The sequence below is a fragment of the Mycobacterium sp. D16R24 genome (assembly GCF_002013385.1).
GTDB lineage: Bacteria > Actinomycetota > Actinomycetes > Mycobacteriales > Mycobacteriaceae > Mycobacterium.
The window spans coordinates 34,180-56,360 of record NZ_MAEV01000012.1 but is presented as its reverse complement, the minus strand read 5'-3'; the positions used below and the strand labels follow the sequence as shown (position 1 = coordinate 56,360).

At 63.6% G+C, this 22,181-nt stretch carries 23 protein-coding genes and 1 pseudogene; 13 read left to right on the top strand and 11 right to left on the bottom strand.

Translation table 11 applies throughout. The features are described from left to right. Positions 1-23 precede the first annotated feature (23 nt). The 4 genes from B4383_RS10575 to B4383_RS10560 are packed head-to-tail and all read left to right on the top strand — an operon-like array spanning position 24 to position 3,924. Positions 24-1,094 carry a branched-chain amino acid ABC transporter permease gene (locus B4383_RS10575; RefSeq protein ID WP_078288145.1) on the top strand — a complete coding sequence of 357 codons (1,071 nt, stop codon included), beginning with the start codon at positions 24-26 and terminating at the stop codon, positions 1,092-1,094. Then, positions 1,091-2,260 (top strand): branched-chain amino acid ABC transporter permease, encoded by a 1,170-nt coding sequence (locus tag B4383_RS10570; protein WP_078288146.1) that lies wholly within the window; start codon positions 1,091-1,093, stop codon positions 2,258-2,260. Before B4383_RS10575 ends, B4383_RS10570 begins: the two co-directional genes overlap by 4 nt. Continuing rightward, on the top strand, positions 2,257-3,198 hold the full coding sequence (locus tag B4383_RS10565; RefSeq protein ID WP_078288147.1) for an ABC transporter ATP-binding protein: 942 nt from the start codon (positions 2,257-2,259) through the stop codon (positions 3,196-3,198). Before B4383_RS10570 ends, B4383_RS10565 begins: the two co-directional genes overlap by 4 nt. Continuing rightward, a complete protein-coding gene (locus B4383_RS10560) occupies positions 3,199-3,924 on the top strand; it encodes an ABC transporter ATP-binding protein (RefSeq protein WP_078288148.1) in 726 nt (241 codons plus the stop codon). A gap of 1 nt (position 3,925) precedes the next feature. Here B4383_RS10560 and B4383_RS10555 read toward each other — a convergent pair. The 4 genes and pseudogenes from B4383_RS10555 to B4383_RS26635 form a co-directional block, all read right to left on the bottom strand. After that, positions 3,926-4,363: pseudogene (locus B4383_RS10555) on the bottom strand (TIGR02206 family membrane protein); the annotation flags it as partial. A gap of 59 nt (positions 4,364-4,422) precedes the next feature. Then, positions 4,423-5,628 (bottom strand): lipid-transfer protein, encoded by a 1,206-nt coding sequence (locus B4383_RS10550; protein ID WP_078288250.1) that lies wholly within the window; start codon positions 5,626-5,628, stop codon positions 4,423-4,425. After that, a complete protein-coding gene (locus B4383_RS10545) occupies positions 5,625-6,065 on the bottom strand; it encodes an OB-fold domain-containing protein (protein ID WP_078288150.1) in 441 nt (146 codons plus the stop codon). Before B4383_RS10545 ends, B4383_RS10550 begins: the two co-directional genes overlap by 4 nt. A gap of 68 nt (positions 6,066-6,133) precedes the next feature. Further along, on the bottom strand, positions 6,134-6,310 hold the full coding sequence (locus B4383_RS26635; protein ID WP_176126528.1) for a hypothetical protein: 177 nt from the start codon (positions 6,308-6,310) through the stop codon (positions 6,134-6,136). Positions 6,311-6,396: 86 nt separating this feature from the next. On the opposite strand from B4383_RS26635, the gene B4383_RS10540 reads away from it, so the two are divergent. Together B4383_RS10540 and polA are read left to right on the top strand one after the other, a co-directional pair. After that, complete coding sequence (locus tag B4383_RS10540; RefSeq protein ID WP_078288151.1) at positions 6,397-6,753, top strand: VOC family protein; 357 nt, start codon at positions 6,397-6,399, stop codon at positions 6,751-6,753. Between the two features lie 83 nt (positions 6,754-6,836). Beyond that, positions 6,837-9,545, top strand: a complete 2,709-nt coding sequence (gene polA, locus B4383_RS10535) for a DNA polymerase I (RefSeq protein ID WP_078288152.1) — start codon at positions 6,837-6,839, stop codon at positions 9,543-9,545. A 9-nt stretch (positions 9,546-9,554) separates the two neighbouring features. On the opposite strand, the gene B4383_RS10530 is transcribed toward polA, so the two are convergent. The 5 genes from B4383_RS10530 to B4383_RS10510 all read right to left on the bottom strand — a co-directional run bounded on the left by B4383_RS10530 (position 9,555) and on the right by B4383_RS10510 (position 14,876). Then, the gene (locus B4383_RS10530; protein WP_078288153.1) at positions 9,555-10,757 is read right to left on the bottom strand and encodes an FAD-dependent oxidoreductase; all 1,203 of its coding nucleotides are present in this window, start codon (positions 10,755-10,757) and stop codon (positions 9,555-9,557) included. 51 nt (positions 10,758-10,808) lie between these two features. Next, on the bottom strand, positions 10,809-10,994 hold the full coding sequence (locus B4383_RS10525; protein WP_078288154.1) for a hypothetical protein: 186 nt from the start codon (positions 10,992-10,994) through the stop codon (positions 10,809-10,811). Between the two features lie 66 nt (positions 10,995-11,060). Beyond that, complete coding sequence (gene fadD1 / locus B4383_RS10520; protein WP_078288155.1) at positions 11,061-12,650, bottom strand: fatty-acid--CoA ligase FadD1; 1,590 nt, start codon at positions 12,648-12,650, stop codon at positions 11,061-11,063. Further along, on the bottom strand, positions 12,643-13,557 hold the full coding sequence (locus B4383_RS10515) for an alpha/beta fold hydrolase (RefSeq protein WP_078288156.1): 915 nt from the start codon (positions 13,555-13,557) through the stop codon (positions 12,643-12,645). Before B4383_RS10515 ends, fadD1 begins: the two co-directional genes overlap by 8 nt. Further along, complete coding sequence (locus B4383_RS10510) at positions 13,554-14,876, bottom strand: NAD(P)-binding domain-containing protein (protein WP_078288157.1); 1,323 nt, start codon at positions 14,874-14,876, stop codon at positions 13,554-13,556. Before B4383_RS10510 ends, B4383_RS10515 begins: the two co-directional genes overlap by 4 nt. Before the next feature lie 118 nt (positions 14,877-14,994). On the opposite strand from B4383_RS10510, the gene B4383_RS10505 reads away from it, so the two are divergent. From B4383_RS10505 to B4383_RS10475, 7 genes are read left to right on the top strand one after another with little or no spacing between them, the layout of a single operon-like run. Next, a complete protein-coding gene (locus tag B4383_RS10505) occupies positions 14,995-15,624 on the top strand; it encodes a TetR/AcrR family transcriptional regulator (RefSeq protein ID WP_078288158.1) in 630 nt (209 codons plus the stop codon). A gap of 23 nt (positions 15,625-15,647) precedes the next feature. After that, a complete protein-coding gene (locus tag B4383_RS10500; RefSeq protein WP_078288159.1) occupies positions 15,648-17,450 on the top strand; it encodes an amidohydrolase family protein in 1,803 nt (600 codons plus the stop codon). A 43-nt stretch (positions 17,451-17,493) separates the two neighbouring features. After that, positions 17,494-17,817 (top strand): winged helix-turn-helix domain-containing protein, encoded by a 324-nt coding sequence (locus B4383_RS10495; protein ID WP_078288160.1) that lies wholly within the window; start codon positions 17,494-17,496, stop codon positions 17,815-17,817. Beyond that, the gene (locus B4383_RS10490) at positions 17,817-18,485 is read left to right on the top strand and encodes a cation transporter (protein WP_078288161.1); all 669 of its coding nucleotides are present in this window, start codon (positions 17,817-17,819) and stop codon (positions 18,483-18,485) included. The genes B4383_RS10495 and B4383_RS10490 overlap by 1 nt, the downstream gene beginning before the upstream one ends. Positions 18,486-18,545: 60 nt before the next feature. Next, the gene (locus B4383_RS10485) at positions 18,546-19,157 is read left to right on the top strand and encodes a class I SAM-dependent methyltransferase (RefSeq protein WP_078288162.1); all 612 of its coding nucleotides are present in this window, start codon (positions 18,546-18,548) and stop codon (positions 19,155-19,157) included. 6 nt (positions 19,158-19,163) lie between these two features. Next, positions 19,164-19,547, top strand: a complete 384-nt coding sequence (locus B4383_RS10480) for a metalloregulator ArsR/SmtB family transcription factor (protein WP_078288163.1) — start codon at positions 19,164-19,166, stop codon at positions 19,545-19,547. Beyond that, positions 19,544-20,533 (top strand): cation diffusion facilitator family transporter, encoded by a 990-nt coding sequence (locus B4383_RS10475; RefSeq protein ID WP_078288164.1) that lies wholly within the window; start codon positions 19,544-19,546, stop codon positions 20,531-20,533. Before B4383_RS10480 ends, B4383_RS10475 begins: the two co-directional genes overlap by 4 nt. On the opposite strand, the gene B4383_RS10470 is transcribed toward B4383_RS10475, so the two are convergent. Further along, complete coding sequence (locus B4383_RS10470; protein ID WP_078288165.1) at positions 20,508-21,767, bottom strand: amino acid permease; 1,260 nt, start codon at positions 21,765-21,767, stop codon at positions 20,508-20,510. The genes B4383_RS10475 and B4383_RS10470 overlap by 26 nt on opposite strands. Then, positions 21,764-22,099, bottom strand: coding sequence for a YnfA family protein (locus tag B4383_RS10465; RefSeq protein ID WP_078288166.1), 336 nt, complete (start codon positions 22,097-22,099; stop codon positions 21,764-21,766). The genes B4383_RS10470 and B4383_RS10465 overlap by 4 nt, the downstream gene beginning before the upstream one ends. Positions 22,100-22,181: the final 82 nt, after the last annotated feature.

Sequence of the window (22,181 nt, the reverse complement as noted above, 5' to 3'; positions counted from 1 at the left end):
GAGGGGACTAGGCTCAGCCGCAAATGATTTCGGGGTGGATGGCACAGACAGGTGTGCAGGCCAGCACAATTTCATTCGATCTGCACGGACTGTGGAACAGCATCGGTCAGCTGACGATCGACGGTTTGGCGTGGGGCGCCATCTACGCCTTGGTCGCGGTGGGCTACACGCTCGTCTTCGGGGTGTTACGCCTCATCAACTTCGCGCACTCCGAGGTCTTCATGCTGGGCATGTTCGGGGCGTATTTCGCCCTGGATGTCGTACTCGGCTTCACGCCCGGCGGCAATGCCTATAACAAGGGCGTATCGCTCACTGTGCTGTACCTCGGTATCGCGATGCTCATCGCGATGCTGGTATCGGCCACCACGGCGCTAGGACTGGAAGCGGTCGCCTACCGCCCGCTGCGGCGCCGCGGCGCGCGGCCACTGACGTTCCTCATCACCGCCATCGGGATGTCCTTCGTCATCCAGGAATTCGTGCATTTCGTGCTGCCGAAGATCGTGAAGGGATACGGCGGCAGCAATGCACAGCAGCCGATCCGCCTGGTGACGCCCAGGCCGGTCTGGACCTTTGGCCCCTTTGACGTAGGTGGCCGTCACATTCCTTTCCAGGCCACGCTCACCAATGTCACCATCGTGGTGGTAGCGGCCGCCCTGGTGCTGGCCCTCTTGACCGATATCGCGATCAACCACACCAAGTTCGGGCGCGGTATTCGCGCGGTCGCGCAGGATCCGACAACGGCGACGCTGATGGGCGTATCGCGTGAACGCATCATCATGACGACGTTCATCATCGGTGGCCTGTTGGCCGGGGCGGCCGCGCTCCTCTACACGCTGAAGGTGCCGCAGGGCATCATCTACTCCGGCGGATTCCTGTTGGGTATCAAGGCATTCTCTGCCGCGGTGCTCGGTGGTATCGGCAACCTGCGCGGTGCGCTGCTAGGCGGCCTGCTGCTGGGCGTGATGGAGAACTACGGGCAAGCGGTGTTCGGCACACAATGGCGCGACGTGGTGGCATTCGTCCTGCTGGTGCTGGTACTCATGTTCCGCCCCACCGGGATTCTCGGTGAGAGCCTCGGGCGGGCGAAGGCATGACGGCCGCACGCGCACTGGCGCCCGGTGACTCGATACGCCGGTGGTGGTCCGAGCTGGCACGCCCTGTCCAATGGGCATACGGTGCCATCGGTTTCGCGCTCATGGCGCTGCTGCCGGTGTGGAAGATCCCATTACTGGACACCCCCAACACGGCCTTCGGCCCGGTGATGGCCCAGTTCGCGATGGTAGCGCTGATTGCGATAGGCCTGAATGTCGTTGTGGGGCAAGCGGGGCTGCTTGACCTCGGGTATGTCGGCTTCTATGCCATCGGCGCGTACACGGTCGCGTTGCTCACGAGTCCGGACAGTCCATGGAATCGGATGGGGACATCGGCCTTCTTCAGTTCCAGCTGGGCATGGTTGTCCTGTCTACCGATCGCCGTCGCGATCACCGCCTTCTTCGGCCTCGTGCTGGGCACACCCACGCTGCGGCTTCGGGGTGACTACCTGGCCATCGTCACGCTGGGATTCGGCGAGATCATCCGGCTTCTCGCCGACAATCTGGAGGTCACCAACGGACCACGTGGCCTGCACAAGATCGCGTATCCGCATGTGGGGGAGCAGTACGTCCGTGGCGGTGTCTTCTCCAGCGGCAATTCGGGTGGCCACCTCAACTATGGCGTGTGGTGGTACTGGCTTGGACTCTGCCTGATCGCGGTGGTGCTGATACTGATGGGCAATCTGGAGCGCAGCCGAGTTGGCCGCTCGTGGGTGGCCATTCGGGAGGACGAGGATGCCGCCGAGATGATGGGGGTTCCGACGTTTCGGTTCAAGTTGTGGGCCTTCGTGATTGGTGCCAGCATCGGCGGATTGTCCGGTGCTCTGTATGCGGGCCAGGTCCAGTACGTGGCATCGCCCACCTTCAACATCATCAACTCGATGCTGTTCCTGTGCGCCGTCGTGCTGGGTGGGCAGGGCAACAAGCTGGGCGTGATCTTCGGCGCATTCATCATCGTGTACCTGCCGAACCGCCTTCTCGGCGTGCAAGTGCAGGGTGTGGACCTTGGGAATCTGAAGTATCTGTTCTTCGGATTGGCGCTGGTTGTGCTGATGATTTTCCGGCCGCAGGGCTTGTTCCCAGCACAGCAGAAGCTGATAGCTTACTGGCGCAAGGCATCTGAGCGAATTGGCGCAAAGAAGTCCGAGGAAGCCGAGGCCCCGGCATGACCAAGCACGAGAAGGCCAGTCCCGAGGACGAGCAGGAAGTTGTCGAGCTCACCGGATCCGAAACCGCGGTGGACCTTGCCGAGGATCCTGACGATGAGACTGATTCCACCGAGGCCGAGGTGCTGCTCGAGGTCAAGGAACTGACACTCAAATTCGGTGGCCTGCAAGCCCTCGACGGGGTGAGCTTCGACATCCGGCGTGGTGAGATCCTCGGCTTGGTCGGCCCGAACGGTGCCGGCAAGACGACCTGCTTCAACGCCATCACGGGCGTGTACAAGCCCACATCGGGCAGCATCGTGTTCGACGGGAAACCGCTGCGCAGACTGCGGCGACACCAGATCACCCGGCGCGGCATCGCCCGGACCTTCCAGAACATCCGGCTGTTCGGCGAGATGACGGCCCTGGAGAATGTCGCGGTAGGTACGGATGCCCGGCACAGGACCTCGGTGCTGGGCGCGGTACTGCGCACACCGCGACACCGGCGCGAGGAACACTATGCCGTCGACGTGGGGCTGGGGCTGCTCGACTTCGTCGGCATAGCCGATGTCGCCGACATCAAAGCCAAGGACCTCCCGTACGGCAGTCAGCGCAGACTCGAGATCGCGAGGGCGCTGGCCACCGAGCCCAAGCTGCTCTGTCTGGACGAGCCCGCCGCCGGGTTCACTCCCAGTGAGAAGGAATCGCTGATCAAGCTGATTCAGCGCATCCGCGATTACGGGTACACGGTCTTGCTCATCGAGCACGATATGAAGCTGGTCATGGGCGTCACCGATCGCATCGTTGTGCTCGAATTCGGCAGGAAGATCGCCGACGGCCTGCCCGCCGAGGTCAGAAACGACCCGGCGGTGATCGAGGCGTACCTAGGAGTGGCCGATGAGGAATTCCACGGACCCGGTTGGCTCGACGCGGCCGCGCCCGATACCGAAAGCGAGAGGTAAGTGCCTCCCGTACAGCTGAAGCTCACCAACGTTGGGGTCCACTATGGCCCGATCCAGGCGGTTCGCACGTTGTCCCTGGATGTTCGGGAGGGTGAGCTGGTCACCCTGCTCGGTTCCAACGGCGCCGGTAAGTCGACCACCATGCGCGCCATCTCCGGTCTGGTCCCGCTGAGCGCCGGAACCATCTACTTCGAGGGCCAGGACATCTCGAAGATGAAGGCACACAAGCGCGTCAAGGCGGGAATCATCCAAGCGCCCGAGGGGCGGGGGATATTCCCCGGCATGACCGTCGCCGAGAACCTCGAAATGGGTTGTTACGGGCGTAAATTCAAGTCGCGGGCGGAACGCCGGGAACGCCTTGACTGGATCAACGCATTGTTCCCGCGGCTCGCCGAACGTCGGCACCAAGAGGGCGGCACTCTGTCGGGCGGCGAGCAACAGATGCTGTCCATTGGCCGCGCCCTGATGGCCAGGCCCAAGATCCTCCTGCTCGATGAGCCGTCCATGGGTCTGGCGCCGTTGTTGATCACGAAGATCTTCAACATCATCGAGGAGATCAATGCTTCTGGGACGACAGTGGTTCTGGTCGAACAGAACGCGCAGCAGGCGCTGAGCCGTTCGGATCACGCCTACATTCTGGAGACCGGGTCGGTCGTTCGATCGGGCGCCGGCCGAGAATTGTTGCAGGACGACAGCGTTCGATCCGCTTATCTCGGCGTTGTCTGACCCAGACCGTCAGCACCAATGCGGTCGCGAAAACCACATACCAGGGCCACGGGCCCATCAGGTCCAAAAGGCTTGCTGTTGAGGGTTTCTCGTTGAGAAAGCCATAATTCGACCCGGCGACGGCGTTGAACGCCATGGTGAGAGTGGCCCAGGACAATGTGACGGTGGCAGTCAGGCGATAGCTACGCCACGTCGGACGCATGCCTCGTCCCCAGGTGAGATAGATGGCCGCCCACACCACGAGCAGATGTATCGACCAGAACGCGAGAAACTCGTAGCCCGGAAAGTCGGGGCCGGTCAGCACGGGGGAGATCAGCGCCTGGCTGCTGAGTATCAGTCCCCAGTAGTACGTCAATGCACATGCCCAATACCGCTGGGACCACAGCGCGTACGCCGCGACGACGGTCGCCAGGTCGGTCAGCCGCAGGGGCATCGAGACCCCAGTGCGACGGGCCGTACGCGTGGAGGCTAACGCCCGACGATCACCCCGGAGAACGACTAGCGCGCGACGATGACCGACGAACCGTTACCGAACAGGCCCTGGTTGGCGGTAATCCCGACCCGCGCACCCTCGACCTGCCGATCACCGGCCTGTCCGCGCAGCTGCCAGGTCAGCTCGCACACCTGCGCGATGGCTTGGGCCGGGATGGCCTCACCGAAGCAGGCCAGGCCGCCGGAGGCATTCACCGGAATCCGGCCGCCGACCGCGGTGGCACCGCTGCGCAATAGCTGCTCGCCCTCGCCCCTGGCACACAGGCCCAGGTGCTCGTACCAGTCCAGCTCCAGGGCCGTCGAGAGGTCGTACACCTCGGCGAGGCTCACGTCCTCGGGGCCGATACCGGCCTCCGCGTAGGCGGCGTCGACGATCTGATCCTTGAACACGCGGTCGGGTGCCGGCACCACGGCGGTGGAATCGGTTGCAATATCCGGGAGTTCAGGAAGATGCTGCGGGTACTTGGGGGTGATGGTGGCGACCGCGCGCACCGACGGGACACCCTCGACCGAACCGAGATGCTTCTTCGCGAAATCGGCGCTGGCCACGATCAGAGCCGCGGCGCCGTCGCTGGTGGCGCAGATGTCCAGCAGTCGCAGCGGGTCCGACACGACGGGGCTGGCCAGCACGTCCTCCACGGAGGACTCCTTGCGGAACCGGGCGTTCGGGTTGTTCAGACCGTGCCGAGAGTTCTTGACCTTCACCTGGGCGAAATCCTCGGCAGTCGCGCCGTAGAGGTCCATCCGGCGCCGCGCGAGCATCGCGAAGTACACCGGGTTGGTGGCGCCGATGAGGTGGAAACGCTGCCAATCCGGGTCGGCCTTGCGCTCGCCGCCCACCGGCGCGAAGAAGCCCTTCGGCGTGGTGTCGGCCCCGATGACCAACGCCACGTCGCAGAAGCCGGCGAGAATTTGCGCGCGGGCACTCTGCAGGGCCTGCGAGCCGCTGGCGCAGGCGGCATACGTCGAACTGATGGGCACGCCGTTCCATCCCAGCTTCTGGGCGAAGGTCGAGCCGGCGATGAAGCCCGGGTAGCCATTGCGGATGGTGTCCGCTCCGGCGACGAATTGAATTTGACGCCAATCCAATTCGGCGTCCTGCAGTGCGGTGCGGGCCGCGGCGACGCCGTACTCGGTGAAGTCACGTCCCCACTTACCCCACGGGTGCATGCCCGCGCCGAGGATGTAGACCGGATCCGGGGTGCGGCTCATGCCGAGACCTTCTTCCATGCATAGACCAGACGCTGCACGCCCTCGTCGTCGGTGTAGAGCGGTTCGAGTGCGAGTTCCATGGCCTGGCCCACCTTCAGGTCGGCGGCGCCGGTGCCCGTGACCACCTTGCCGAGCACGATGATGCCCTCGGCCGCCAGTTCGACCGCGGCGATCGCGTACGGCTCGTACGGGTCGGATACCGGATACGGGGGCGGCGGTGCGTACTGGTTCTCGGTGTAGCTCCACACCGTGCCACGAGACGACAGCGGCACCTGATCCAGAACATCGCTGTCACAGGCCGGGTTGGGGCAGTTGTTGGCACGCGGCGGGAACACGATGGTGGCGCACTGTGTGCACTTGCCGCCTATCAGGTGCGGCTGGCCGGATTCGTCGGTATCGAACCAGCCGTCGACGGCAGGGGCTTGATCTGTAGGCACCCGGTCAGATTACCCATGCTTATGAGTGAATTGAAACGTGTGTCAGTTTTGTCTCTCGCCTGGCGGGATCATGGCCCAAATATCGAGTCCGTCGGCACGAAATTCTCGAACGCGTTCCGGACGACTGACATGTCCCACAACTGCTCGGCCAACGCCGCCGACTCGACCGTCGGCAACTCGTAGGCGTCGCGAGGCGTCACGGCCGCCATCTCACTACCGAGGATGAGCGCTGGCCCTCTGGGCACGCGGCCATCACGAGGTGATTCGCAGCCACCGGGCACTGTTCGACGCCGACCTTGACAATGCCGCGATGGCGAAATAGCGAGGTTCCATGGGTATCGCGTTCAACCACACCATCATTCATTCACGTGACCGCGACGCGTCCGCGCGCTTCTTCACCGAGATCTTTGGGCTGCCTTCCGCACAGGAGGTCGGCCCGTTCCTTAATGTCGCCCTCGAACACGGCGGCAATCTCGATTTCGCGACCATCGCGACCATCGCGAGCGGTGATACCACCCCACAGCACTATGCCTTCTTGGTCGACGAGGACGATTTTGACGCAATCTACGGCCACATCACTGATCGCGGTCTCGAGCACTGGGCAGACCCGCGGGCACAACATCCAGGCGAGATCAACCACAACGATAGCGGCCGCGGGGTCTACTTCCGGGACCCGTCGGGCCACTAGCTGGAAATCCTCACCCGGCCCTACGGATCAGGGGAGGCGTCGGGGTCGTAGGTGCTGTCGCCCCCGTTGCCTAGGGTAGGACTGTGACTGCGCCTGTAACCAAGACCGGGACCAAACAGCCGACCCTCCTGCTGCTCGACGGCAACTCCCTGGCGTTCCGGGCGTTTTATGCGCTCCCGGCCGAGAATTTCAAGACGCAGTCCGGCCTGACCACCAACGCGGTGTATGGGTTCACCTCGATGTTGATCAACCTGCTGCGCGATGAGGCGCCGACGCATGTGGCGGCCGCCTTCGATGTTTCCCGCAAGACATTCCGTTCCGAGCGGTACCCCGAATACAAGGCCACTCGTTCGGCCACACCCGACGAGTTCCGCGGGCAGATCGACATCACCAAGGAAGTGCTGCAGGCCCTGGGCATCACGGTGCTCGCCGAGGAAGGATTCGAGGCCGACGACATCATCGCCACCCTGGCCACCCAGGGGCAGGCCGAGGGCTTCAAGGTCTATGTGGTCACTGGCGATCGGGACGCACTGCAGCTTGTCAATGAGGACGTGACGGTGCTGTATCCGCGCAAGGGTGTCAGTGACCTCACCCGGTTCACGCCGGAGGCAGTGGTGGAGAAGTACGGGCTCACACCCACCCAGTACCCCGATTTCGCGGCGCTGCGGGGCGACCCGAGTGACAATCTGCCCGGGATCCCCGGTGTCGGCGAGAAGACCGCCAGCAAGTGGATCCTCGAATACGGATCCTTACAAGAACTGATCGACAAGGCCGATACCGTGCGCGGAAAGGTCGGCGAGTCGCTGCGCGCGAACCTGGCATCGGTGGTTCTGAACCGCGAGCTCACCGACCTGGTGCGCACGGTGCCGCTTCCGTATGTGCCCGCCCAGCTCGCCGTGGCACCCTGGGACCGCGACCAGATACACCGCCTCTTCGACGATCTCGAGTTCCGGGTGCTGCGCGACAGGCTGTTCGAGACCCTGGAAGCCGTGGAGCCCGAAGTGGACGAGGGCTTCCAGCTGGCGGGACAGGCATTGGAGCCCGGAACTGTCGCCGAGTGGCTCACGGCACACACCGCCGATGGCCGCCGTAGCGGGCTCGCGGTAGTCGGGACCTACACGCCCTATGACGGCGATGCGACGGCGGTGGCCATCGCCTCCGCCGACGGAGATGGTGCGTACATCGACACCACGACGGTCACCCCAGAAGATGAGGCGGCTCTCGCCGAATGGCTCGCCGATGAGGCTCGCCCCAAGGCGCTACACGAGGCCAAGCAGGCCATGCACGCGCTGGCCGGACGCGGATGGCCACTTGCTGGCGTCACCTCCGATACCGCTCTCGCCGCCTACCTGGTGCGCCCCGGGCAGCGCAGCTTCGCGCTCGACGACCTGTCATTGCGGTACCTGCGCCGTGAGCTGCGCGCCGAAGACACTGGAGAGCAACAGCTTTCGCTACTCGACGAAGACGGCGCGGACGGGGCCAAGCTATCCCAGGCCCAGATGCTGCGCGCCCGCGCCGTCATCGACCTCGCCGATGCGCTCGACGTCGAACTCGAACGCATCGAGTCCGCGGCACTGCTCACCGACATGGAACTACCGGTCCTACGGGTACTGGCGGGGCTGGAGTCGGTCGGTATCGCGGTCGACATCGATCACCTGACCTCCCTGCAGAATCAATTCGCCACCGGTATCCGCGAGGCCGCAGACGCCGCCTATGCGGTGATCGGCAAGCAGATCAACCTGGGCTCTCCCAAACAGCTCCAGGTGGTGTTGTTTGACGAGCTCGGTATGCCCAAGACCAAGAAGACCAAGACCGGCTACACGACCGATGCGGACGCGCTGCAAACGCTCTTCGACAAGACCGGGCACCCATTCCTGGAGCACCTCCTCACTCACCGCGATGTCACCAGGCTGAAGGTCACCGTCGACGGGCTCCTGAAATCCGTTGCCGCGGATGGGCGTATTCACACCACCTTCAATCAGACGATCGCGGCGACGGGCCGATTGTCATCGACAGAGCCAAACCTGCAGAACATCCCGGTGCGCACCGAGGCGGGGCGCGAGATCCGCGATGGCTTCGTGGTCGGTGCGGGCTACTCCGAGCTGATGACTGTCGACTACAGCCAGATCGAGATGCGCATCATGGCGCACCTGTCGGCCGACGAGGGTCTTATCGAAGCGTTCAACACCGGCGAGGACCTGCACTCATTCGTCGCGGCCCGGGCATTCGGGGTGCCGATCGACGAGGTCACCGGCGAGTTGCGTCGTCGCGTGAAGGCCATGTCCTATGGCTTGGCCTACGGTCTGTCGGCCTACGGCCTGGCCACCCAGCTCAAGATCTCCAACGACGAGGCCAAAGAGCAGATGGATCAGTACTTCTCGCGGTTCGGCGGCGTTCGCGAGTACCTGCACGCGGTGGTGGATCAGGCGCGCAAGGACGGATACACCTCGACGGTGCTCGGACGGCGCCGCTACCTGCCCGATTTGGACAGTGGCGACCGCCTGCGGCGCGAGGCGGCCGAACGAGCGGCACTCAACGCTCCGATCCAGGGGAGCGCCGCCGACATCATCAAGGTCGCGATGATCGCTACCGATAAGGCATTGCGAAACACGGGATTACGGTCGCGCATGCTCCTTCAGGTGCATGATGAGCTGCTCTTCGAAGTGGCCGACGGCGAGCGGGACACGCTGGAAGCGTTGGTACGCGAAACCATGGGTTCGGCGTATCCACTCGATGTGCCACTTGAGGTTTCGGTGGGGTATGGCCGCAGCTGGGACGCCGCGGCCCACTGATCCGAGCCGCTAGTGCACGTCCGGGGTGTGCACCCGCTCCGGACGTAAACCTCTGCCGACCGCGATGGGCGGCACGAACTTGAGCGGGCCCCGTCCGACAAAGAATGGCAGTTTGATGGGGGACAGGTCGCCGATGAGAACCGGCTTGATGACGTTGTTTTGGACGACCACCTGAAACGCTTGCACCACCTTGGTCGGCAGTTCGCGTCGGCCTTGCACCCTGGCGAGATCCTCGTCGGTGACACACCGATTACGCAGCGGATGCACGAGGATATTCGCTGCCGCCACCGCATCGGCGACGGCCAGGTTGATGCCGACTCCGCCAGCCGGCGACATGGCATGCGCGGCATCGCCGATGCACAGCAGACCGGGCCGCCACCAGGTCTTGAGTCGATCGACCCGGACATCGAGATGGCTGGTGTCATCCCAGGACCGCAAATCGTTCACGTGCTCGCGCAGCTGCGGGCGCGCGGTGACCAACCGTTCCTTGAATGCGTCCAGCGAGCCATTATGTGGCCCGGCGCCCTTGGGCATGAGATGGGCGACCTGCCAGTAGTCCCCGCGGTGAATCATGGCCAACAACAAGCCTCTACGCAGGACCACGAATGTCTCGTCGGGATCACCCGGTCGCCGGTTCAACCGGAACCACAGCACATCCATCGGTGAGCTCTCGTCGGCGGTTTCAAGTCCCGAAGTGGCGCGTACCGCAGACGTGCGGCCGTCCGCCGCGATGACCAGATCGGCATGCACCTCCAGGTCGGGTGTCCGCACGCCCGCAACTCGGTCGCCGTCGACGATCAGATCGGTGACCTCCGCATTCCGGATGAGCGTGAATTCCGGGTATTGCTCGGCTTTCTCAGCCAAGAAGTCGAGGAAATCCCACTGCGGCATGAAGGCGATGTATGGCTGCTTGTACCCCAACCACGCCAGCGCGCGAAAATCACCGAAGGTGCGCAACCGCCCGTCGCCATCGAAGGCGATGTGATCGACCTTCTGATGTGGCAGCCGCAGAAACTCGTCGATAAACCCGAGGTCATCCATGATGCGCATGGTGGTCGGGTGAACGGTGTCCCCGCGAAAATCGCGCAGAAAGTCGGCGTGCTTTTCCAGGACGACAACGTTGATCCCTGCCCTCGCCAACAGCAGGGCATGCACCAAGCCGGCAGGGCCTCCACCAGCGACACACACCTGAGTCCGCATCACTTGCGCCATACCCGGACGCTACGCCCGAACCAGCTGGGGGGCGTCCATTCGATGATGCCATCAGCCTGTTTTCGGGTGGTCCAGCCGTGATCGCGCACGCGGTGATGCCGCCGACGAAGCCAAAGCTCCTCGGTGCAGCTGTGATTGCAGGGCAAGTGACTCCGGCTTGTTGAACATGTAGCGGGCGATCTTCCACGTGCCGTTCTCTTTGATGGCGACGACGAGCTCGTCGATCGTCAACGTCACCTTGAGGCGTCACTCCCGTTCAGTGACCGCTCGTAGGTGCGCAGCAGCTTGGCGACGTGATCTTGGCTAGTCACGAAGTCTCGCATTCTCCGCGGATTCATACTCGGCGCCGCGTTCGTCGCGGTGCCACAGCTCGTCGTCTCCGACATCAACGCCATCCAAAATCAGCGCGCGCTTGAGCACCTTGTTGGTTGCGGTGCTGGGCAGGCTATGTGTCAAGCGCACATATCGCGGCCAACCAATCCGTGGCAGATCCTCCTGCGCGGCGAGAAACGTAGTGAGACCCGATTGCGTCAACGAATCCCGCAGTACCAGCGCGGCCATCACCTCGTCGCCGTCCCGCCCACTGCGAATCGCGTACACGGCTACCTGGCTCACCGCGGGGTGCCGCTGCAGAATCCGCTCGATGGGTGCCGCCGCCAGGTTCTCGCCATTGATCCGCATCCAGTCGGCGGTCCGGCCTGCCAGGTAGATCCACCCCTCGGCATCCCGGTAGGCGAGGTCGCCCGACCAGTACATACCGTGGCGCATCCGTTCGCCGGTGGCGTCTTCATCGTTGTAATACCCGGAGAAGAAGCCCGACCCTTGGCTATTCACCAGTTCACCGACCGCCTCATCCGGGTTGGCCAGGATGCCGTGTGCGTCAAACCGGGCCGTGGCGCATTCGGTCAACGTGACGGGGTCGTAGATCCCGACACCGGGAAACCCCTTGCCGACGGATCCCGCGGGCGTTCCTTCCTCCCGGGTGATGATGACGGCATTCTCCGTCGAACCGAATCCGTCGTACACCCTGACATCGAATCGCCGCGCGAATTCGGCAATGTCGTGGTCGGAGGCTTCGTTTCCGAAGGCCAGGCGCAGCGGGTTGGATGCGTCGCGGGGTCGTTCCTCCGTGGCCAGCACGTAGGCCAACGGCTTGCCCACGTAGTTCATGTACGTGGCGCCGACTTCCCGAATATCGCCGAGGAAGCCCGACGCGGAGAACTTCGCCGGGGCAAGCGTGGCACCCGCCGCGACCGCAACGGCCCATCCGGCCAGCACGGAATTCGAGTGGAACAGTGGCATCGAGACATAGCAGACGTCGGCGGGGGACAGCGCGAATCGAGCCACCAGTGACTGGGCCGCGACAAGAACCATCATGTGCGTCACCAGAACTGCCTTCGGGTCCCCACTAGTCCCGGAGGTGAAGATCATCATGAAGGGATCGAGAGCCTCGGCGGTTCGGTAGGGCTCTAGCTCGCCGGCCGCCGCGACCTCGCGCTGCCAGTCCGCGGCGTCGACATCGATCACCACGACACCGGGCAGATCCAACGATTCGAGCAGCGGCGCATGGTCAGCGTCCACCAGCAGGATCTGTACATCCGCCTTGTGGATATCGCGTGCAAGCCCCTCGCCGCGGCGAGTGTTGTTGATGGCACACAGGATGTACCCACCCTGGGCGGCGGCGGCCATCGCTGTGGCCATCGCGGGCGTATTGCCCAGCAGGGTGCCGACATGCAGCGGCCGCTCCGCATCGGCCATCTGGATCAGTACCACGGCGTGACGAGCCGCCGCGGCCATGTGCTCACGCCACGTCCACGTCACACCCCGATAGACAAGCCCCGCGTTGTCATCGGTGGCCCGGGCGCGGACCAATTGTTGGATCGTCTCAACCATGGACTGCTTCGGTAAGCGACGCCGCCCTGACACCCAGATGTCTTGTCAAAAAGCTGATTTGGTGGGACACCACGGAGTCGAAGCACTCCTGGCCCTGGTAGACACCGAAGTGATCGCACGGGTAGTGCCGCACCTCGGCGCGGGCCTTGAAGGCGGCCTTGGCCGCGGCATGCGGCGGTGCGGCCCGATCGAAGTCGGCGATCTGCACCAGAGTGGGACAGTCAATGCGCGCGGCATAACGAGTGGGGCGATAGGAGGCGAGTTGAGTGCCTACCGTCGCATCGATCTCATTGCGCCAGGAGGGGCCCACGATCCCCAGATGCGCCTCGTAGTATCCGTGAGACGTCAGCGCCGCCAGTTCTCCTGGGTGCCCGACGATAGGGATCGTGCGCTGCCCGCGTCCCAGCCGACTACGGACGCCAGTCAGGGCAGAGCGCACGAGGGCACCGGCACTGTGTTCACCCATCGCGGACCGCGCTGCCGCGATGCCGTCTACTAGGGGCGTCACCGAAATAACAGCCGCCACATCGTTGCGTGCGCCGGCGGCCGCCAGCACATGCCCACCCGCCAGGGATACACCCCACAGCACAACTCGCGTGGGATCGACGCCGGGAAGGCGAGACGCGGTGCTCACCGCGGCGTGATAATCACCGATCTGATGGCTGAATGAAACTTGTTGCCGGGGAAAGCCGTCAGACGATCCGAAGCTGCGGTAGTCAAAGGCCAGGGCGTGCATGCCCGCAGCGGCCAGCCGCTCCGCGAACGGTTCCAGTCCCGAATCCTTGGTGCCGCCCAGGCCGTGCGCCATCACCACGACAGGAGCCGACTCCGCTGACGTTTCCGTTCGGTAAAACCATGCATCACAATCGATTCCGTGGCTACTGAATCGGATGTTCTGTCGGTTCACGCCGCTCCTCCCGCCCGCGCAAATCCGCGGGGGATTTCCTTGGTTCTCATATCGTGTTCATAGAGGAAGTAATCCAGCTGCTGGGTATGGCGCGGGCGATCAAGCATGTGCCCGGTGTACTTGCGATGCTCTGCCTCGATCACCGCGTGCATCTCGTCGACCGAGGGCAATCGGTACTTGCCCGCCGCGTAAGCGCCCACCAGGCGGGCCTGACATTCGACGAAGGGGAAAAGCGACGGAACTGCCTGCGCCAGACCGACGAAGATCAGGTCGTCCAGGCCGGGCTTGAACATCCTTTTGTATAAGTCGATGCGATTGCCCGGGGCACTGAGGAATTCCGGATCGAAAAACGGGAAGGTGATGTTGTAGCCGGTCGCGAAGATGATCACGTCGAAGTCCGCGAATGTGCCGTCCTCGAAATGCACGGTGTCACCGTCCAAGCGGCTGATGTTGGGCTTGGGGGTGATGTCACCGGAGCCAAGTCGCAGCGGGAGCTCGACGGATTGAGTGAAGTGTGCCTCGCCGAACTTGTGGTTCGGCATCGGGAGCCCCAGTTGATCTGGACGGCCCGACATGACCGGCTGCATCATCTGAAAGAGCTTGCGCTGCCATGACATCGGTATGTGCGGGCTGGTGCGGAAGTACTTGTCGGCGGGTTGTCCGGCGACGTACTTGGGAACGATCCAGGCGCCGGATCGAGTGGAGAGAGTGACGGCGTTTCCCGTCGCTCGTGACGATAGCTCCACCGCGATGTCCGCCGCGCTATTGCCCAGACCCACCACCAGAATTCGCTTGTCCATGAGATCCAGGGGAGTGCGCGGATCGATGTAATGATGCGAGTGCAATGTGGTGCCGGTAAACGTGCCCGGAAAGTCGGGATACCTGGGGTCCCAATGATGACCGTTGGCGACGACGAGCAAGTCGAACAATCGGCGTTCACCCGTCTGTGTGAGCAGTTCCCAGCCGCCGGTCGGTAGTCGCTCAGCGTGCACGACGCCATTGCGGAACTCGATGTTGGGCCTGAGATCGAAGGCTGTGGCGTAGTCCTCGAGGTACTGCTTGATCAGGGTGTGATGGGGAAAATGCGGATAGTTGTCAGGCATGGGGAAGTCGCGGAAGGACAGCTGATGTCGCGAGGTATCGATGTGCAGGGAACGGTAGGCGCTGCTGTGACCATTGGGATTGCCGAATGCCCAGTTTCCGCCGATTCGATCCGACGTCTCGAAGCAGGTGAAGGGAACTCCATAGTCGGACAGCATCTTCGCGGATGTCAGCCCGCTGATGCCGGCACCGATGATCGCGGTACGGGGTCGGGTCATGGCACTCCTAGGAATACGACCACGGCGATGCGGTCGCCTGTGGACAGTTTCAGAAATCTGTGCATCCGAAGTGTACACAGATCTTGAAATGTGTCTACACCTTGTTTACATTGAGGGTATGACTGCGGTGTTCGATGAAGGTGCCATACCCGATCCCGATGGCGCATCGGTGGCCGCCCGGCTGCTGGATGCGGCCGAAAGAATTTTGGCCGACAAGGGGATTCGTGCGACCACAATGACGGACGTAGCCGAGGAAGCGGGCGTTTCGCGCTCGTGGCTCTACCGCCACTTCCCGGATAAACAGACCCTGGTCGGCGCGGCGATCATCCGCTTGATCGAGATCAGCTGGGCACAGTCTGCCGCCGAGCTCGCAGACGTCGACGGGTTCGAGGCTCGGTTGGTGGCGGGAGTGAAGATCGGCCGGCGCGCATACGACGATCCGGGCACCCTGCTCATGCGGATCCGGGTGCGCGAGCCCGAGGAGTTCATGGCCTGTGCCGGAGCGGGCGTGCAGGGTCTGGTGCCGGACCTCGCCGCCTTCTGGCGCCCGTATGTGGAGGCGGCCCGCGATGCCGGGGAGATCCACGCGCGGACCGATGTCGAGGAAGCCAGCGAATGGATCGCTCGCGTGATGATCAGCCTGGGAAGTGTCCCCGGAAACTGCATTGACCCGGACGATCCGACCTCACTGCGTCGCCATTTCCGGCGGTATGTCCTACCGGCGCTTCGTATAGCGCCCGTGAAATAGCAGTACTACAAGGAGAATTCGCAATGGCTTCCCGTGACGACGTCCAGTTCGACACAGTGATCAAGAACGGGCGATGGTTCGATGGCACGGGCGCGGCGTCCGCTATCCGAAACATCGGCCTCAAGGATGGCCATATCGCCACGATCTCGGATGGCGACCTCGACGAGACGAACTGTCCGCACATCATCGATGCCACCGGAAAATGGGTGCTTCCGGGGTTGGTGGATGTCCACACGCACTACGACGTCGAGGTACTTGCCGCGCCCGCATTATCGGAGTCGGTTCGTCATGGTGTGACGACAGTGCTGCTGGGCTCCTGCTCGCTGTCGGTGGTGCATGTCAATGGCATCGATGCCGGAGACATCTTCGGCAGAGTGGAAGCGATCCCGCGCGACCACGTCATCGGGGCGATGGATCAACACAAGACGTGGACCAACGCGCGTGAGTACATCGAGGCTCTTGAGTCGCTACCCATAGGGCCGAACATCGCTACCTTCCTGGGGCATTCGGATATGCGCGCGGCGGTGATGGGGCTGGACCGCGCCACCCGCAAGAATGAACGGCCCACGGCCAGTGAGCAGGCGCAGATGGACCGCTGGCTGGCCGAGGCCCTGGATGCCGGTTTCGTGGGGATGTCGTCGCAGCAGCTCTTGTTCGACAAGCTTGACGGCGATGTGTGTCGTTCCCGGACGCTGCCGTCGACCTACGCCAAGCCGCGCGAGTTACGGAAACTGAAATCACAACTTCGCCAAAGAAATCGGGCGCTGCAATCTGGACCGGACATTCAGAACCCCCTGAACGTGTTGTCTCAGGCCGTCCAGTCTCTGGGTATCCTGCGCAAGCGGCTATCGACGTCACTGCTCTCAGCCGCAGATATCAAGGCCAACCCGTACGCGATCCGGGCGATGGGACCGGTGGCCCGCATCGTCAACACACTGGGTGGAAACTTTCGCTGGCAGCATCTGCCCGTGCCGTTCGAGGTCTACGCCGATGGCATCGATCTGGTGATCTTCGAGGAATTCGGTGCGGGTGCCGCGGCGCTGCACTTGCGCGATGAAGTCGAGCGCAATGAGCTGCTGCGCGACGAGAAGTACCGGCGCCGGTTCCGCAAGGAGTATGAGAGCAAGTTCGGTGTAAGGGTTTGGCACAGAGACTTTTTCGACTCCGAGATCGTCGCCTGCCCGGATGTGTCGGTGGTCGGCAAGTCCTTCGGGCAGGTCGGTGTGGATCGCGGGGGACTGCATCCCGTCGACGCGTTTCTTGATCTGGTGCTCGAACATGGGACGGCCCTCCGCTGGCGGACCACGATTTCCAACCATCGCCCCGAGGTGCTCAAGCAGCTCGCGCAAGATCCCGGCATCCAGCTTGGCTTCTCCGATGCCGGTGCCCACCTGCGGAACATGGCCTTTTACAACTTCGGGCTGCGGCTGCTGCGGCACGTGTACGAGGCGCAACTAGCCGGACATCCGTTCATGACCATCGAACAGGCCGTACATCGACTGACCGGTGAGCTCGCCGATTGGTACCAGATCGATGCCGGGCATCTCCGAATCGGCGACCGCGCAGATCTTTTCGTGGTCGACCCAGAGAAGCTCGATGGATCTCTGACCGAGTACGCCGAGCAATCGGTGGCCGAGTACGGGGGACTAGCGCGGATGGTCAATCGCAACGACGCGACCGTCAGCACGGTACTGATTGGCGGCCGGACCGTCGTGGTTGACGGCCGGCCGGTCGGCATTTTGGGCACGCAGCGGACCGGCAGTTTCCTGCGGGCGGGGGAGAAGGTGCGTTCGGCCGCCGCGGGACCGGTGCCCGCCGCCAGTTAGTACATCTAGATCTGAATACAGAAGACGATGTACTATTGGATCCATGCAGACCCTGGCGCATCGTGACGCTCTGACGAGGTTCGGATCCGCGCTGTCGGACCCGACGCGCACGGCCATCCTATTGAGCCTGCGCTCGCGGCCCGGATATCCCTCGGAGCTCGCCGATGAGGCCGGGGTGTCGCGACAGATCATGTCGAATCACCTTGCGTGCCTTCGTGGCTGCGGTCTGGTTATTGCTGTTCCGGAGGGCCGGCGCACCCGTTATGAGCTCACCGATGAGCGCATTGCTCACGCTCTGGACGACCTGGTGGATCTGGTGTTGACGGTGGATCCGTCGTGCTGCCCGGCTGACGAGGGCTGCTGTTGATGGTGGTCGCGTCGCAGCGGCGAGATGTGCTCCATCGGCGGGTTCGTCTTTTCGTCGCCGCCACCATCACCTACAACGTCATTGAGGCCGTCGTGGCTCTCTCCGAAGGTGCACGAGTGTCCTCGACTGCGCTGATCGGCTTCGGCTTGGATTCGGTGATCGAGGTGTCATCGGCTGCGGCGGTGGCGTGGCAATTCAGTGCCAAGGACCCGGAGGTCAGGGAGAAGACTGCTCTTCGCGTAATCGCATTCTCGTTCTTTGCGCTGGCCGCCTATGTGGCGGTGGAGTCGATCCGGGCGCTAGCGGGGTTCGCTGAGCCCAGGCATTCGACAATTGGGATCGCCTTGGCCGCGGTGAGTCTGGTGGTCATGCCGGTGCTGTCGTGGGCGCAACGGCGAGCGGGCCGCGAGCTCGGGTCGGCGTCGGCGGTCGCCGATTCCAAGCAGACGCTGTTGTGTACATATCTATCGGCGGTCCTGCTGGTTGGGCTGCTGGTCAACACCCTGTTCGGGTGGTCATGGGCTGACCCGATCGCAGCGTTGATCATCGCTGCCATTGCGGTGCGCGAGGGACTGAATGCCTGGAAGGGCGAATCCTGCTGTGCGCCGAATGTTGCCTCGGTGTCGGTGCAGGCCGACGGCGACGAATGCGGCTGTTGCGAGCACTAACGCCACCCATGGTCTATTATCTGCGTATCAATGCAGATACGTAGTAGGGGAGCTTCCGTCATGGGGCGTTTGTATGAGTTGGCATACCGACTCGGCGTGACACCGTGGAAGCAGGCAGACCGTGATTCTGGGTTTGTCATGCAGCTGTGCTCTCTACTGGATCAGGAGTCTGTGGAGCTGCCTACGCCGGCGAAGGCCCTTGACATGGGTTGTGGCACGGGGGAGCACAGCATCGATCTGGCCAGACGAGGATGGAAAGTCACCGGCCTCGATTCGGTTGAACGCGCAGTGGAGCAAGCGTGGTCTAAGGCGCGCGCCGCGAACGTCGACGCCGAATTCCTTCAAGCCGATGTCACGGACTTCTCTGAAGTCGTCGGGACCGGGTATCGCTTGGCGCTCGACGTCGGGTGTTTCCACGGGCTCAACGCTCGAGATCGTCACCTGTACGCGCGCGAACTCACTGCGGTCTCCAATCCTGGCGCGATCCTGCTGATGTTTGCGTTCAGCCCCGGTCGCCGTGGTCCATTGCCCAGTGGGGCAAGTCGAGCCGACGTCGAACAGACCTTCACTAAGTGGCGCGTGGTCGGGGATGAGGACGCGGATTGTCGAGGGCTCCCTGCGCCGATCGGGAGGACAGCGCCCCGTTGGTTCCGTCTGATACGTGAGGACTGAAGCGAAGTGAATGCAGATGAGTCGCCATTGGGCGACGAACAGGTTGGGTTGGTTGTCGAAGTGTTTCGGATGCTTGCCGATGCCACCCGTGTTCGAGTGCTGTGGGCACTCACCAGCGGTGAGCTGTCCGTCAATGAGCTGGCAGACCTAGTGGGCAAACCGGCGCCGTCGGTATCGCAGCATTTGGCCAAGTTGAGGATGGCCCGACTGGTGCGGACCCGTCGCGACGGCACCACCGTCTATTACAGCCTGGAGAACGAACATGTCGAGCAGCTGGTGACCGACGCGGTCTACAACGCTGAGCATGCGGGCCCGGGCATCCCACCGCATCACCGCTCGGAGGCCTCGCTGCGGACTGCGGAAACCGTGAGAAGGGCTGGTAGGAAATGAGTCATACCCGCGATGAAGTGACCCATCACGATCACGACCATCACCACGCGGTCGGTCTGCGGGGAATGCTGGCGGAGATCGTGTCCCCGCACAGCCATGACGCCTCCGACAGCATTGACGACGCGCTCAGTTCCAGTGCGGCGGGGACGCGGGCTGTCAAGATCAGCCTGGTGGCACTGCTGCTGACCGCCGCGTTTCAGGTGGCGATCGTGGTGGTGTCCGGCTCTGTGGCGCTCGCGGCCGATACCATCCACAACTTTTCCGATGCGCTCACCGCGATCCCGCTGTGGATAGCTTTTGGACTGGGAACCCGAGCTGCGACAAGGCGATACACCTACGGGTTCGGGAGGGCCGAGGATCTAGCCGGCCTGTTCGTCGTATCGATGATCGCCTTATCGGCCGTGGTGGCCGGTTATGAGGCGGTGATGCGCCTGATGCATCCAGTGCAGATCGGACAACTGGGGTGGGTGGCGACGGCGGGTGTCGTCGGCTTTGTCGGCAACGAACTCGTCGCCCTCTACCGGATCCGGGTTGGGCGCCGGATCGGCTCGGCGGCACTTGTCGCCGACGGACTGCATGCGCGTACAGACGGGTTCACCTCGCTGGCCGTGGTGCTGGGCGCTGCGGGCGTCGCCTTGGGATATCCCTTGGCAGACCCGATCATTGGGCTGGTGATCACCATCGCGATTCTTGCGGTGCTGCGTACTGCGGCCCGGGATGTGTTCCGGCGGTTGATGGACGGGGTGGATCCCGTGTTGGTGGACGCTGCTGAATCAGCGCTGGAGGCTCAGCCTGGTGTGCGGACCGTCCGCAGCGTGCGGTTGCGGTGGATCGGACATCGCCTCCATGCTGACGCCGAGCTTGACGTCGATCCCGACATCAGCCTCGCCGAGGCCCACCGCATCGCACACGTCGCCGAACACGAACTGACCCATGCGGTGTCAAAGCTCGATAGCGCTCTTATTCACGCGTACCCGGAGCACTGAGGCGGCGCCCGACGTAGATGAGGATGCCGACCGCCAGTACTGCGGTGCCGGCGAGGACCGATGACCGCGGCAGCGCGAGGGCAATCACGACGCACCCGGTCAGGCCGAGTGCGGGAACGATCCTCGGCGGGCGGCCCTCGGCGGGGGAGAGCGTCCACGCCGCCGCATTGGCCACCGCGTAGTACACCAGCACCGCGAAGGACGAGAACCCGATCGCGCCACGCAAGTCCGCCGTGGCTGCGAGGATCGAAACCACAAGACCAACAAGGAGTTCAGCGCGGTGCGGTACGCCGTACTTGGGGTGCACCGCCGCTAGGACGTGTGGCAGATGGCGATCGCGTGCCATCGCGAAGGTCGTGCGTGATACCCCGAGAATGAGTGCCAACAACGAGCCCGTCGCCGCCACGATGGCGCCAATCCGCACCACCGGCTCCATCCACCGCACGCCCACGACGGTGACGGTATCCAGCAGCGGGGCCGCGGATGCGGCCAACCGTGATGGCCCCAGCGTGGTCAATGTCGCGACGGCGACAACGCTATACACGACCAGTGCGATTGCCAGCGCGATCGGGATGGCGCGGGGAATGGTGCGCGCGGGGTCGCGTACCTCCTCGCCCAAGGTCGCGATGCGGGCATACCCGGCGAATGCGAAGAACAGCAGACCGGCGGCCTGCAACACCCCGAAAATCGACACGTCGGTGATGTCGAGGGATGCGGCGTCGATACCGTCGGACCCAACCGCCGTGACCACAATCGCGGCCAGTACCGACAACACGGTCGCGACGATGACACGTGTCAGCCACGCCGACTTGTGAACTCCCGCATAGTTGATCGCGGTCAAGGCAACCACCGCAGCCACCGCGACGGCGTGCGCGTGGGCGGGCCACGCATAGAAGCCCACCGTCAGCGCCATCGCCGCGCACGACGCGGTTTTCCCAACCACGAAACCCCAACCAGCGAGATAACCCCAGAACTCGCCGAGACGCATTCGGCCGTAGACATATGTTCCACCGGAGGCGGGATACACCGCGGCGAGTCGAGCCGAAGATGTCGCATTGCAGAAGGCGATCACCGCGGCGACTGCCAAGCCGACCAGCAGGGCGGATCCTGCCGATTGCGCCGCGGGCGCCAAGGCCGCGAAGATTCCGGCGCCGAGCATCGAGCCCAGCCCGATCATGACGGCGTCGAATGTGCCCAGTTCCCGGCGAAGGGGGCCGGACGGGGCGCGGCTCATGCGTTCCGGGGCATGTACATGATGACCCCGACACCAGCCAGGCAGAGCAGCGCACCGGCCACATCCCAGCGATCGGGGCGGAACCCGTCTATCGCCATCCCCCACAACAGGGACCCGGCGACGAACACCCCGCCGTAGGCTGCCAATATTCGACCGAAGTGGGCATCTGGCTGCAGGGTCGCCACGAATCCGTAGGCGCCCAGTGCGATGACGCCGAACCCCACCCACGCCCAGCCGCGATGCTCGCGCACGCCCTGCCATACGAGCCAGGCGCCACCGATTTCCAAGACCGCAGCCGCCGCGAACAATAGGATCGACTTTACGACAAGCATGTGGGGAGCCTAATCGCCCCGATCGGACCCGGCGGGGGTGCGCGACTCGTAGGATTTCGACTCGTTGCACTTCGGGGGAAGG

Bases quoted from the DNA above. Each gene is read 5' to 3' on its own strand.
- B4383_RS10500 (WP_078288159.1), top strand. From the start codon at position 15,648: ATGGCTTCCCGTGACGACGTCCAGTTCGACACAGTGATCAAGAACGGG.
- B4383_RS10540 (WP_078288151.1), top strand. From the start codon at position 6,397: ATGGGTATCGCGTTCAACCACACCATCATTCATTCACGTGACCGCGAC.
- B4383_RS10475 (WP_078288164.1), top strand. From the start codon at position 19,544: ATGAGTCATACCCGCGATGAAGTGACCCATCACGATCACGACCATCAC.
- B4383_RS10530 (WP_078288153.1), bottom strand. From the start codon at position 10,757: ATGGCGCAAGTGATGCGGACTCAGGTGTGTGTCGCTGGTGGAGGCCCT.
- B4383_RS10575 (WP_078288145.1), top strand. From the start codon at position 24: ATGATTTCGGGGTGGATGGCACAGACAGGTGTGCAGGCCAGCACAATT.
- B4383_RS10510 (WP_078288157.1), bottom strand. From the start codon at position 14,876: ATGACCCGACCCCGTACCGCGATCATCGGTGCCGGCATCAGCGGGCTG.
- B4383_RS10505 (WP_078288158.1), top strand. From the start codon at position 14,995: ATGACTGCGGTGTTCGATGAAGGTGCCATACCCGATCCCGATGGCGCA.
- B4383_RS10550 (WP_078288250.1), bottom strand. From the start codon at position 5,628: ATGAGCCGCACCCCGGATCCGGTCTACATCCTCGGCGCGGGCATGCAC.
- B4383_RS10565 (WP_078288147.1), top strand. From the start codon at position 2,257: ATGACCAAGCACGAGAAGGCCAGTCCCGAGGACGAGCAGGAAGTTGTC.
- B4383_RS10490 (WP_078288161.1), top strand. From the start codon at position 17,817: ATGGTGGTCGCGTCGCAGCGGCGAGATGTGCTCCATCGGCGGGTTCGT.
- fadD1 (WP_078288155.1), bottom strand. From the start codon at position 12,650: ATGGTTGAGACGATCCAACAATTGGTCCGCGCCCGGGCCACCGATGAC.
- B4383_RS10485 (WP_078288162.1), top strand. From the start codon at position 18,546: ATGGGGCGTTTGTATGAGTTGGCATACCGACTCGGCGTGACACCGTGG.
- B4383_RS10465 (WP_078288166.1), bottom strand. From the start codon at position 22,099: ATGCTTGTCGTAAAGTCGATCCTATTGTTCGCGGCGGCTGCGGTCTTG.
- B4383_RS10570 (WP_078288146.1), top strand. From the start codon at position 1,091: ATGACGGCCGCACGCGCACTGGCGCCCGGTGACTCGATACGCCGGTGG.
- B4383_RS10470 (WP_078288165.1), bottom strand. From the start codon at position 21,767: ATGAGCCGCGCCCCGTCCGGCCCCCTTCGCCGGGAACTGGGCACATTC.
- B4383_RS10495 (WP_078288160.1), top strand. From the start codon at position 17,494: ATGCAGACCCTGGCGCATCGTGACGCTCTGACGAGGTTCGGATCCGCG.